We start from the raw sequence: 12,242 nt of genomic DNA on the forward strand, positions 1-12,242 counted from the left end.
GAGTGGACCCGGTCCTCTCTATGGTGGGTATGGAGGCTCGATGCCGGCGCGCGAAATCGGAGCCGTAATCGTCAGTTCACTCAGGCCGAAGGCCGACCCCGGGTCCCCTGAAGATCGGGTCGCTCTGGAGTTCGACGCTGCGCTGACCGAAGCGAAGAACGCGCTCGAAGCGGTGCTCGACCAGCAAGTCGAGTGGTTCGATCTCCAGGACGACGAGGATGTGCGTTACCTCGCGGATCTACCGAAGTACATTTCCGATTCAGCGCAGTTGAAGGTCGTCCTCCTTTTCGGCCACGGAGAGAAGAAGGGGGATGGATTCCATCACCTCATCCCACCATCTGGAATTACCGACTTTCGCACCTCCGTTCAATCTATAACCGAAGCGGCCCAGAGTATCTGCGAAGGCAGGGAGGACCGCGAACTACTGTTGGTGATCGACCTGTGCCAAGCCGGCGCGGCGATCGACCGCTTGTCGATCCAGCAGCTCAGCCACGTCTGGATCGCTGCGGCCTCCTCTCCTGACCGCGCCGCCGAGGACGGCCGGTTCACTCGAGCCTTCACCGCCGTACTAAACGACATCCGCGAACGACGGATCGGCACCGACGGCGGGAGCTCGTATCTGTCGATGAGCACCTTCCGCAATGCTCTGGCCGCCAAGCTGAACGAGTTCGGTATGGAACCGGGTCACTACGGCCAGGAGCCGCTGCTCGTCGGAAAGTTCTCAAATGCGCTCGACCCGCCGTCCATGATCTTCCCCAATCCCAGCTACGACCCAGCGGTCGCCCAGCGGAGACGAGAACAGGTCAAGATCGAGTCGGGGCTCCACGAGTACCTTGATGACGGTCTCGACGCTCCACATTTCGATAGCCGCGTCGGCAGATGCTTCGCCGGGCGGCGGTGGATCATCGACCTCCTTGGCAAGTGGCTGCGTACCCCTGTGCACCAGTCGAACCTGCAGATCGTGACCGGTTCGGGCGGCTCAGGCAAATCGGCTGTCATGGGTGCGCTGGTCCTCGCCCACCACCCGCAACTCCGGGCAGTGTCCGAATACGCCGATACCGGCAACCGGCTCCGACTGCTGTATCCGGGTGCTCTCGACCGGCTCCCTGAGAGGGCACCGTTCGCAGCCGTCCACGCCCGTCAGCTTCGCATCAACGAGATCACCACCTCCATCGCAAGGCAGCTCGCGGCACAGGGCCACCTCACCCTTTCGCCGTCCGAAGCGAGCCCCGGCCGGCTGGCCGCAGCTATTGCCGCGATGCCCATCCCGCCGACAATCGTCTTCGACGCCTTCGACGAGTCGATCGAGCCACAGCTCATCACCGATTCGCTCCTGCATACACTCCTGCGCCCGCCCGGTCGGCCGAGCCGTGGACCAATCTGCCGAATCATCATCGCGAGCCGCAAGGAGAACTCGTCCCAGCGGCAGATCCTCAACCGGCTGCGAGCGACCGCGACGGGACCAGCCACCCTCGACCTCGATGATGTCCACCGTGACGAGCTCCGGAGCGACATCACCGAGTTTCTGCGACTAGCGCTCGCAGTGCCTGACCGCACTGCCGTCAACCGTGCCTCCGAGCAGATCGCCGAAGCACTCGTCCCGTTCGAGGACGCTGGCCTCTCCGCTCCAAAACCCGAATTCGGCGAGTTCCTCACTGCCGCGCTCTATGTCAAGCACCTCGAGCGCATGACCCCTGAGGTGGGCTTCACACGAGCAATGCAGTGCATCCCGCGCACTCTCCCGGAGCTGCTCGAGCTGTCGTTGAGCGAGGAGCCGAACTCCGCACGCGCGTCGGAACTCCGCTCGATCCTCGCCGCCCTCGCCCATGCCCGCGGCGCCGGCATGCCCGCCTCCATTGCGGGCATGCTCGCATGCAAGGTCTTCGGCGGCACCGATTCACTCAGCGTGTGGGACCTGCTAGCCAGAGGAACCGGGTTGAAGGCGTTCGTGCGCACGAATATCGACATGGAGAGCGGCGAGACCCTGTACCGGCTCTTCCACCAGTCGCTCGCCGACCACATGCTGACCCATCCCCGGGTCGCGCCGATGATGGAGACACACAGATGAGTGCCGATCCCGAGGACATGAAAGCCGTCGCACGCGCGCTCATCGATAGCGGGGCCCGAAGCGGGTGGGTGAACGCGAACGCCTACCTCAAGCGCCATACCGCCGACCACGCGGTGGACGCAGAACTGCTCGACGACCTCGTCTGGGAACGTGACTACTTGCCGAACGCCGAACCGCGGCACCTCATCCCGCATCTGCGGAAGCTGCGGCTCCCCGAGAACCAGCAAATCGCCAGTGCCTACAAGTACGCTGCCGCGGTCCACCAGGAGCCCGGAGCATTCACGAAGCGGTCGCAGCTGCTCCGAAGAGACCTGATCCGCATCGGGGCCTTCCACCATATGGTCTCGCCTGTGGGGTCCTGGGACCTGCACTGGTCCCAAGGCACCGACCTTGCCACGGCGAAGCTTGGGGCGCTGACCGGCCATTCCGGAAGCGTGCAGACCCTCGATCTCGCGGTGATCGACGGTCGAGCGATGGCCATCACCGGGAGTGATGACACGACGGTCCGCGTGTGGGACTCGATGAAGGGCCTTCAGGTCGGTCCAACACTCACCGGCCACGAAAGTCCTGTCACGTCGGTTTCCCTGTGTCGCCGTACGGTCGGGCCGCCCATGGCGGTCTCCGGCGATGCGGAGGGAACAGTCCTCCTGTGGGACTTGAGGACTAACGAGCAGTCCGGACCCGCCTTGAGGGCACACCGCGGTGCCGTCACCGCCGTCGCCCTCGGCCTCTTCCGAGGCGGCCCAGCTGTCGTTAGCGGAGGAGCCGATGGCACACTCCGCCTGTGGCGCCTCCCCGCCAGACCATCCTCCGTTGAGCTGCTGGCCGACTGGGGCTGCCCAATCCTCTCGATTCAGTACTTCCGTGCGTGGATCTACCGCGCGGCCTGCCGCGTCAACGACCGCACGGTCAGGGTCGTGAAACTGGAGGGGTATCCGAAATCCAAGCCCCAGCTGCTGGTACACGACGGCGTCGTCAGTGCCGTGGCGATCGGAGGCGCCCATAAGACTTCGATTGCGGTCACCGGAGGTGAGGACCGAACCGCCCGTGTCTGGGACCTCTCCGAACCCGATGCCCGTCTGGCGAAGATCCTTTACACCCGACATCGCGCCCCTATCAACGCGGTCGCCATCGGCAGATCAGGGAGCCGCTCCGCAGTACTCACCGGAAGCCAAGACGAGGAGGTACGCATCTGGAGCCTAGAGAAGTCCTCAAGGCAGAGCCTCGTCCTCGCCGACCACACCAGACCGGTCCGGGCCATCGCGATGCTTGACCATCGGAACGACACAATCGCGGTCACCGGCAGCGACGACGGAACCGCCCATGTCTGGGACCTCGGCGCCGCCGCGAGACGCGCCAGCGTCCTCACCGGGCACGCCGACCAGATCAATGCGATCGTGTTCGGCGGCTTGAGCACCGGTCCGGTCGCGATCACGGCGGGCAGGGACCTCGTGGTCCGCGTGTGGCACCTCGACCAACCCACCATGGTCGGCCACGTCCTCACCTCGGACCGGGAGCTGGGAAACTGGGTGCGCGCACTCGCCTTCGGCAAGCTTCTCGACCGGCCCGTCGCACTCATCGCCGGATCGAACCGCGATGTCACAGCGTGGTTCCTGGACGACACGAGAGATCCGGGCATCCAGTTCAAAGGCAAGACGGCGGGCCTGACCGCGATCGTCATCAATCGGCTGCGCGCCCGCCCGGTCGCGGTCTCCGGCGGCGATGACGGCAAGATCCGAATCTGGGACCTGAAGTTTGGCGTGCAGCTGGGGAAGGAACTCCCCGGTCACCAGAAGCGCATCAACGCGCTGGCGGTCGATCAACTCGGCGACCGATCGATAGCGGTGACAGCGAGCCTCGATGCGACCCTCCGTGTCTGGGACCTTAAGAAGCGCAAACAGATCGGGGCGGCGCTTATCGGGCACCAAGGATCGGTGCGCGCGGTCACAATCGATCACCTCGACAGTCGGACCATCGCGGTCTCCGGCGGCGACGACGGCACGGTCCGAGTCTGGGACCTCGACGAAGGCAGACAATTCGGGCTGACGCTCACCGGCCACACCGCTGCCGTCACCGCCGTCGGCGTACACCACCTCAACGGCCGCTTCATCGGGTTTTCCACAAGCCTCGACCGGACAGTACGCATCTGGGATCTCGAGAACCATTCCCTGATCGAGACGCTCCCATTGCCGCATCCGTGTACGGCGGCGGCAAGTGGGGCACCGGGCCAGATCATCGTCGGATGCGACACCGGAGAAATCCTGGTATACCGGCACATCGACATGTTCGGGGAGACGAAGTGATCCGGATCGTCGGCGTCCACGGCATCCGCAATTACGAGAGCAGGGCTGCATCCCCGCTCGCGGCCGCTTTGGCCAAGGCCGGCGAATGGCGGGCGGCACTACTCGGGTCACCGAGCTGCCCCCTGTCCTCAGGAGACTTCGAGTTGGACGTCGCCTATTACGCCCACCTTCTCGTCCAGCCGGGCAGGCAGGGCTCGTCGCAGCTCGATAAGGATGCCGCCGAGCTCTGGCAGCGCTTCGTCTCGGACTACTTGCCGCCCAACCCTCAAGGGACACTCCGAAGTACATTGCACACCGCCAGCGCACGGCTCGCGCGCGCGTTCGGGCAGAACGAGAAGTTGACGGTTGCGCTGCTGGAGCGCTTCTTCCGTGAGGTCGCGGTGTTCCTGCGGACGGACGGGGACTTCTCTCCGAAAGCGGAGGTTCTGAAGACCGTCGGGACCGCCGTCCAGGGCGCCGACGTCGTCGTGGCGCACTCGCTCGGGTCGATCGTAGCCTACGAGGCGCTGTGGAAGCACCGAGTAGAGCTGCCGCTACTCGTCACCATCGGTTCTCCGCTCGCTATGCCGATGGTCTTCCCTCGCCTGACGCCCGAGCCGATCGACGGGTTCGGGGAGCGGCCGGCCGGGGTGCACCGGTGGGTCAACATCGCCGATCCGGAGGACTTCGTGGCGATGCCGCGTGGTGGAATCGCCGACCGGTTCAAGGGCCTGGACGAAGACCGACTCGACGTCAACGGTTCGTTCGACCGTCACGATCTCTTCGCATATCTGCGGTGCCGGGAGCTCGGCAATGCCCTCGCGCCGCTGGCGCGGCCATGACGAAGGCCCCTCGTTTCGAGGTGGCATGACGGGCGCTGAGGGCGGTGTCGAAACGTGACCGGTATCGCTGAGTATCGGTGCAGCTCATCGGTGTTGCGTCGCAAACCACACCATATATACCGACCTGATAACAAATTCGGTCCAGTTCGGGTGTGGCGGCATCAAAATTCACTTTGACCGGCGAACATCCGTATATGTCTTCTGAATCGAACCGGTCGACTACCGCGCGCAGGAGCGACAACATCACCGACCGCGGCGTCACCGTCTCCGACGGCGCCCTGGTGCGGCAGATCATCACGCCCCTGCGCCGGTACATCCCCGTGGGCTGGTTCGACTGGGAACCCTACGGGAAGCGGCCGAAGAGCTGGTGGCCCGACCTCCTCATGTTCCTGGCGTTCCTGGGTCTGGCGTTCTTCGTGTCGTACCCGTCGTGGCTGGTGCGCCTCGACTGGGAGGTGCGGCTGTGGGCGGTGGACGCGAACGACGTGGAGTGGCTGCGGGACCTGGCGAAGGCGGGCGCCGAGTTCGGGCAGGCCCGCACGGTCGCGACGGTGACGCTGCTCATCGCGATCTGGTGCGCCCTGCGGTCCCGGTCGATCCGGCCGCTGCTGATGTACGTGCTGTCGTTCATCACGCTGGCGAGCATCCTGGGCATGAAGCACCTGCTGGGGCGGCCCCTGTCGCAGCACCCGTTCGCGCTCCAGGAGGTCTCGCCGGAGGGGCCGCTGCTGTTCACGTACCACCCGGAGGGCGGCGGCGGCATCCCGGACGCGACGGCGTTCCCCTCGGGGCACGCGGTGAACTCGATCCTGCTGTTCGGGCTGATCGTGATGCTCGTGGGCGGCATCCTGCCGCGGTGGGCGCGGCTGGCGCTCCTGATCGCGCCGCCGGTGATCGTGTTCTCCTCGCAGGTGTTCCTGGGGCAGCACTGGCTGTCGGACGAGCCGGCGGGGTTCCTGCTGGGGCTCATCATCATCCGCTGCGCCAAGCGCGTGCCGTGGGCGACGATCCCGCTGGGGCCGGTCGCGGTGTTCGACCCGGCGACGCGCCGGACGATCCTCATCTCGGTGCTCTTGATCCTCGGCGTCATGCTGACGCCGACGCTGCACCTGATCCCGGCGCTGATCTCGGCGGCGGTGCTGCCGACGCTGGGCCTGCTGTGGCTGTGGCTGAGCATCAAGGCGAAGCAGCACCGCGAGGCCGCCCTGGCGGCGGCCGAGGAGGCGGAGGGGCCGGGTCCCGACGGGGACCCGGAGATCCCTAGCCAGCCGTCAGATAGTCACCGGAGAGTTTGACGCCGGAGCCTTCGCCGGTGACCTCGCCGATCGTCCACGCCTCGACGTGGCGGGCGGTGAGGACGGCGAGGGACCGGTCGACCTGGTCGGGCGCGACGATGGCGACCATGCCGACGCCCATGTTGAAGGTCCGCTCCATCTCTTCGAGGGAGACGCCGCCGGTGCGCTGGACGACGTCGAACACGGGGTTCGGCGTCCAGGTGCCGCGGTCGACCTCGATCTGGAGGCCCTCGGGGAGGGACCGGACGAGGTTCCCGGCGAGCCCGCCGCCGGTGATGTGCGCGAACGCGTGGACGTCGCACTCCTTGGCGAGTTCGAGGCAGTCCTTGGCGTAGATGTGCGTGGGGGTGAGCAGCTCCTCGCCGAGGGTCCGCTGGTTGCGCTCGGCGGTGGCGAACTCGGGGATGACGGCGCCGAGGTCGAGGCCGCCCACGCCGAACAGGGCCTGGCGCACGAGCGAGAAGCCGTTGGAGTGGAGGCCGGAGGCGCGCATGGCGATGGCGACGTCGCCGGGCTTGACGCGGTCGGGGCCGAGCAGCTCGTCGGCCTCGACGACGCCGACGCCGGTGGCGGAGATGTCGTAGTCGTCGGGCTTCATGACCCCGGGGTGCTCGGCGATCTCGCCGCCGATGAGGGAGCACCCGGCGTAGCGGCAGCCGTCGGCGATCCCGGCGCCGATGTCGGCGATCTTCTCGGGCACGACCTGCCCGGTGGCGATGTAGTCGAGGAGGAACAGCGGCTCGGCGCCGCACACGACGAGGTCGTCGACGACCATCGCGACGAGGTCGATGCCGACGGTGTCGTGGATGTCGAGCTTCTGCGCGATGACGAGCTTGGTGCCGACGCCGTCGGTGGAGGAGGCCAGCAGCGGCTTCTTGTACTTGTCGGTGTCGAGCGCGAACAGGCCGGCGAACCCGCCGATCCCGCCGACGACCTCGGGGCGGACGGTCCGCTTGATGAGCGGCTTGAGGGCGTCGACGGCCCGGTCCCCGGCGTCGATGTCGACGCCCGCGGACTGGTAGGAGATCGTCTTCTGAGTGGTGGTGCCGCTGCTCACGCTGTGGTCCCTTCCCGCACTTGCGTGCTCGCTTCGGTGGATCGAGGTGTCGGTGCCTGGGGTGGATGAGACGCGGAGGACGGGGGCTGCGGTTCCATCAGGTGCTTGCCGATGAGGTCGGCGGCGGGCAGCTCGATCGGGTAGTTCCCGTCGAAGCAGGCCATGCAGAGGCGGGACGCGGGCTGCTCGGTGGCGCGGACGAGGCCGTCCATGGAGACGTAGCCGAGGGAGTCGGCGCCGATCTGGGCGCGGATGCCGTCGACGTCGAGCGACCCGGCGATGAGCTCGGCGCGGGTGGCGAAGTCGATGCCGTAGAAGCACGGCCACTTCACGGGGGGCGCGGAGATGCGGATGTGGACCTCGACGGCGCCGGCCTCGCGGAGCATCCGCACGAGCGCCCGCTGCGTGTTGCCGCGGACGATCGTGTCGTCGACGACGACGAGGCGCTTGCCCTTGATCTGGTCGATCAGGGGGTTGAGCTTGAGGCGGATGCCGAGCTGGCGCAGGGACTGCGAGGGCTGGATGAACGTGCGGCCCACGTACTGGTTCTTGGTGAAGCCCTGGCTGTAGGGGATGCCGGACTCCTCGGCGTACCCGATCGCGGCGGGGATGCCCGACTCGGGGACGCCGATGACGAGGTCGGCGTCGACGGGGAACTCGCGGGCGAGCGTGCGGCCGACCTCGACGCGGGTGGCGTAGACGTTGCGCCCGGCGAGCTTCGTGTCGGGGCGCGCGAGGTACACGTACTCGAACAGGCAGCCCTTGGGCTCGGGGTTCGCGAACCGCGTGGAGCGCAGGCCGTGCTCGTCGACGGTGATGAGCTCGCCGGGCTCGACCTCGCGCACGAAGTGCGCGCCGATGGTGTCGAGGGCGGCGGTCTCGGAGGCGACGGCCCACCCGGTGGCGAGGCGGCCGAGGACGAGCGGGTGGACGCCCTGCGGGTCGCGGGCGGCGTACAGGGTGTTCTCGTCCATGAAGACGAGGCAGAACGCGCCGCGCAGCTGCGGGAGGACCCGCTCGGCCGCGGCGGCGACGGACTCGTCGGGGCGCGCGGCGAGGAGCGCGGTGATGAGGTGCGTGTCGGAGGTGGTGGTCCCCATGTCGATGCCGAGGTGGTCCACCTCCTTGAGGAGGTCGGCGGTGTTCACGAGGTTGCCGTTGTGCGCCAGGGCGATCGCGGTGCCGGTGGAGGTGGACCGGATCGTCGGCTGGGCGTTCTCCCAGGTGGGGGCGCCGGTGGTGGAGTACCGGGCGTGGCCGATGGCGAGGTGGCCTTGGAGGGGCGCGAGGGTGGACTCGTCGAAGACCTGGGCGACGAGCCCGAGGTCCTTGTAGACGACGGTGCGCGCGCCGTCGGAGACGGCGATGCCCGCGGCCTCCTGGCCGCGGTGCTGGAGCGCGTAGAGCCCGAAGTAGGTGAGTTTGGAGACCTCTTCCCCTGGGGCCCAGATGCCGACGACGCCGCAGGCGTCGCGGGGGCCGGGATTGTCGGGATCGAGTTCCGTGGTGAGAAAACCGTCACCTCGGGCCACTGCTAACTCCTCGGTCGGCTGGCAGAATCGCCGCCCGGTTCGCCCGAGCCGCAGGTGCCAGTCTATCGGACCTGCGGCGCGGCGCCACCGTCCAACGAGCGCGGGTGTGTGCCGTGCCCCTCCCCGACTAGGTGAAACTCCTCGCATTTCCGCCCACCGGGGCCGGTTTCACCGGCCGCGGCAAGCGGAGCGCCGCGGCGGCGGCGTGCAGGGCGGAACACGCGCCGCCCGGAGGGCGGGTGGGCGGGCCAGTAGTAGTTCCATCCCAAGCCCCCACCCACCCCGGGGAACATAGCGGCCAGCATCGCGCGGGGGTCCGACGAGAACCGGCTCCCGCGGCGCCCGTGTCACCCGATCGGGTCAGCGGTCGTGATGCAGCGCACCGGCGGAGTGCCGGGCGCGAATGCGGCGCGCCGTATCGGGCGGCTACCAGGAGCGGGGCCGGTCGTCCCATTCGCCCCAGCTGCGGCGCTCGGTGCGGCGCGAGTCGGGGTCGTCGGGGTCGCGGTCCGGCTCGGCGCCGTAGGAGGGCGCCGAGGGCTGGGACTGGTTGCCGTACTGGGGCATCGGGCGGGTGCCCGCGGGCGGGGCCGAGGGCTCCGACGGGGCGTACGGGTCGCGGCGCATGGACTGGCCGTACCCGGTGGGCTCCTGCGGGGCGCTCGGCGCGCCGTGCGCGCCGTACTGCGGCTGGCTCGGTCCGCCCTGGCCGCCGCCGAATCCCGGCGGCTGGCTGGGCTGGCCGTAGCCCGCTGGCGGCTGGCTGGGCTGCCCGTAGGCGGGCGGCTGGCCGGGCGGCTGGCCGTAGCCCGCCGGGGGCTGGCCGTGGCCCTGCGGCTGGCTCGGCTGGGCCGGGCCGCCGCCGAAGTTCTGCGAGCCGGGCCCGTACTGCGGGGCGCTCGGCGCGCTCGGGCCGCCGTGGCGGGGCTCCGAGGGCGGCACGAGGCCCGGGTTCTGCGGCTCGAACATGCCGCCGCCCGAAGGCGGCGGGGTCGGCGCCGAGTAGGGCCGGGTCGCGCCCGGGTCGGAGAACGCGCCGGTCGGCGAGGCCCCCGGGTGCGGGCGGGTGGCGCCCGGGTCGGAGAACGCGCCCGTCGGCGACGGGTGGGGGCGCGTCGCGCCCGGGTCCGCGCCGAACGCCCCGGTGGGCGAGGGGTGCGGGCGGGTGGCCGCGTCGGCGCCGAACGACCCGTGCGGGGCCGACGGCGGGTTCGACAGGTTCGCCTGCGGCATGATCTGCGTCGCGTCGGAGGCGTCGAACGCGCCCGGGGTCTTCACGACCGGGAGGATCGTCGTCCCGTCGGGGCCGACCGGCCCGGCCGGGGGCGGCGGGGCGCCGAAGCCGCCCTGCGGCATGACCTGCGTGGAGTCGCTGCCGCCGCCGTACGCGGGACCGAACTGCGTCGGCGCGGCGCTGTCGACGAGGCCGCCGGGGTGGATCATCGTCGGCGCGTCGGAGCCGGGCGCGGGCCCGGCCTGGTAGACGCCGGGCGACCCGACCTGGGCGGCGGTGGGCTGGTGGTCGGGCGGGCCGTCGGGGGCGAAGCTCTCGCCGTCGTCGTCGTCCTTGTCCTTGCCGCCGCGCAGCAGGAACACGATGCCGACGATGCCGCCGACCACCAGGAGCGCGCCGATGATGATGAGGACGAGGAGCGTGCCGGAGATGCCGCCGCCCTCCTCTTCCTGCTGCGTCTCGGTGGGCGGGGGCTCGGCCTCGGTGGTCGGCGCGGCCTCGGAGGTCGTCTCCTCGACCTCGGCCTGCGCGAGCGTCACGTTGAGGTTGAAGCTCCCGGTCTCGACCGTGAGGTCCTCGGTCTTCTCCTCGAAGCCCTCTTTGCTGATGGTGAGGGTCATGTCCCCCGGGGCGATCGAGTTCCCGCCGTCGCCGGTGAACTTGAACGAGCCGTCGCCGCCGGTCTCCTCCTCGCGCTCCTGGCCGTCGCCGTCGGAGAGGACGACCTTCGCGCCCTCGACCGGGTCGCCGTTCGAGGTGACCTTGCCGGTGATCTCGCTGACCGTGGAGCCCGACCCGACGACCGCGACGCCCGCGTCAGCGGTCGCCTGCCCGCCGTAGTCGGCCTTGAACGTGCCGTTGGCCTGCTGGCCGTTGGGGAGGTCGGAGTCCATCTCGGTGGTGACGGTGAAGGAGACGGTGCGCTGGCCGTTCGGCTCGACCTGGGCGCACTTGACCTTGTCGCCGTCCTCGCGGCTGCACATGCCGGCGCCGCCGTCGTTGTCGATGGCGGAGATGTAGTCGTTCAGGCCCTCGACGTCGGCGCGGATCGTGATGTCCTTGGGCGACACGGGGTCGAGGTTCTGGACCGTGACGGAGATGACCGTGGCCTGGCCGCCGATGCTGATCTGCGCCGGTTCGGGCCCGTAGCTGATCCAGCCGTTGACGGTGTTCGGCTGCGCCACCGCGGCCTGGGGGAGGGCGAGCAGCCCGACCAGCAGGACGCCGGCCACCGCGGCGAGGCCGGCCAGGCGCGAGGCCAGAGCACCCCGTCGCCTGCGCGGGGACCGCGGGGAGCTACCCTGGGTCCCGCTCCGTGCGTCCGCTACGGTCATCTACATCCCCTCCTGGGCATGTGCTTTCGGCGCCGACCCGCGGAGCTCGCTGCGGGCAGGCACGACGAACCCACGGAAGCGGGCCGTCGTCGCCACTATGCCTGGTCTCATTTCGGTCACGGGACCGGGGTGCGGACGGCGCCGCGGGCGACAGTTCGGCGGCGGTCATCGCCGTTCGGCAACGTGCCGTAACGGGCAGTCTAACGTGACAGGGAGGTCTCCCCGTGGACGCTGTGGCCGACGCCATCGCGGCGCTCGACAACGACGAGGCCCCCGGCAAGGACGTCCTCAAGGCCGCGGTGCGCGAGCTCCTGCGCGCCCTGGCCGCCAAAGCCCCAGGCCACTCCGTGGAGGTGCGGGTCCCTCCGTACGGCGCGGTGCAGTGCGTCGAGGGCCCCCGGCACCGGCGCGGCACGCCCCCCAACGTCGTCGAATGCCACCCGGTCGTGTTCGTCGAGCTCGCAACAGGGCGCCTCGCGTTCGCCGATGCCGTCGCCTCCGGGCGCGTCGCCGCCTCCGGCCAGCGCGCCGACCTCACCGACGTCCTGCCGCTCACCGGCCCCCACGGCGAGGACCTCGAAGCTGGGGCGTAGCCCGC

At 69.3% G+C, this 12,242-nt stretch carries 8 protein-coding genes; 5 read left to right on the top strand and 3 right to left on the bottom strand.

The window, feature by feature from the left end; genetic code table 11:
• Positions 1-40 precede the first annotated feature (40 nt).
• The 4 genes from ACFFXY_RS03020 (at position 41) to ACFFXY_RS03035 (ending at position 6,487) form a co-directional block, all read left to right on the top strand.
• Positions 41-2,068: a hypothetical protein gene (locus ACFFXY_RS03020; protein ID WP_382345738.1), complete on the top strand. Its 2,028-nt coding sequence runs from the start codon at positions 41-43 to the stop codon at positions 2,066-2,068.
• Positions 2,065-4,371: a WD40 repeat domain-containing protein gene (locus tag ACFFXY_RS03025; RefSeq protein WP_382345740.1), complete on the top strand. Its 2,307-nt coding sequence runs from the start codon at positions 2,065-2,067 to the stop codon at positions 4,369-4,371. Before ACFFXY_RS03020 ends, ACFFXY_RS03025 begins: the two co-directional genes overlap by 4 nt.
• Positions 4,368-5,192, top strand: a complete 825-nt coding sequence (locus ACFFXY_RS03030) for a hypothetical protein (protein ID WP_382345742.1) — start codon at positions 4,368-4,370, stop codon at positions 5,190-5,192. The genes ACFFXY_RS03025 and ACFFXY_RS03030 overlap by 4 nt, the downstream gene beginning before the upstream one ends.
• A 194-nt stretch (positions 5,193-5,386) precedes the next feature.
• Positions 5,387-6,487, top strand: coding sequence for a phosphatase PAP2 family protein (locus ACFFXY_RS03035; RefSeq protein ID WP_382345744.1), 1,101 nt, complete (start codon positions 5,387-5,389; stop codon positions 6,485-6,487).
• Here the strand turns inward: ACFFXY_RS03035 and purM are convergent.
• The 3 genes from purM to ACFFXY_RS03050 form a co-directional block, all read right to left on the bottom strand.
• Positions 6,453-7,544 carry a phosphoribosylformylglycinamidine cyclo-ligase gene (gene purM, locus ACFFXY_RS03040; RefSeq protein WP_382345746.1) on the bottom strand — a complete coding sequence of 364 codons (1,092 nt, stop codon included), beginning with the start codon at positions 7,542-7,544 and terminating at the stop codon, positions 6,453-6,455. The two genes, ACFFXY_RS03035 and purM, sit on opposite strands and share 35 nt — an antisense overlap.
• Complete coding sequence (purF, locus tag ACFFXY_RS03045) at positions 7,541-9,076, bottom strand: amidophosphoribosyltransferase (RefSeq protein WP_382345748.1); 1,536 nt, start codon at positions 9,074-9,076, stop codon at positions 7,541-7,543. Before purF ends, purM begins: the two co-directional genes overlap by 4 nt.
• A 426-nt stretch (positions 9,077-9,502) precedes the next feature.
• A complete protein-coding gene (locus ACFFXY_RS03050) occupies positions 9,503-11,644 on the bottom strand; it encodes a carboxypeptidase regulatory-like domain-containing protein (protein WP_382345750.1) in 2,142 nt (713 codons plus the stop codon).
• 233 nt (positions 11,645-11,877) lie between these two features.
• On the opposite strand from ACFFXY_RS03050, the gene ACFFXY_RS03055 reads away from it, so the two are divergent.
• Complete coding sequence (locus ACFFXY_RS03055) at positions 11,878-12,237, top strand: sterol carrier family protein (protein WP_382347346.1); 360 nt, start codon at positions 11,878-11,880, stop codon at positions 12,235-12,237.
• The last annotated feature ends 5 nt before the right edge of the window (positions 12,238-12,242 follow it).

The sequence above is a fragment of the Glycomyces mayteni genome (assembly GCF_042428885.1).
GTDB classification, from domain to species: Bacteria; Actinomycetota; Actinomycetes; order Mycobacteriales; family Micromonosporaceae; genus Glycomyces; species Glycomyces mayteni.

Excerpts from the sequence above, each read along its gene's own strand:
- ACFFXY_RS03025 (WP_382345740.1), top strand. The coding sequence starts at position 2,065 with ATGAGTGCCGATCCCGAGGACATGAAAGCCGTCGCACGCGCGCTCATC.
- ACFFXY_RS03035 (WP_382345744.1), top strand. The coding sequence starts at position 5,387 with ATGTCTTCTGAATCGAACCGGTCGACTACCGCGCGCAGGAGCGACAAC.
- ACFFXY_RS03050 (WP_382345750.1), bottom strand. The coding sequence starts at position 11,644 with ATGACCGTAGCGGACGCACGGAGCGGGACCCAGGGTAGCTCCCCGCGG.
- ACFFXY_RS03020 (WP_382345738.1), top strand. The coding sequence starts at position 41 with ATGCCGGCGCGCGAAATCGGAGCCGTAATCGTCAGTTCACTCAGGCCG.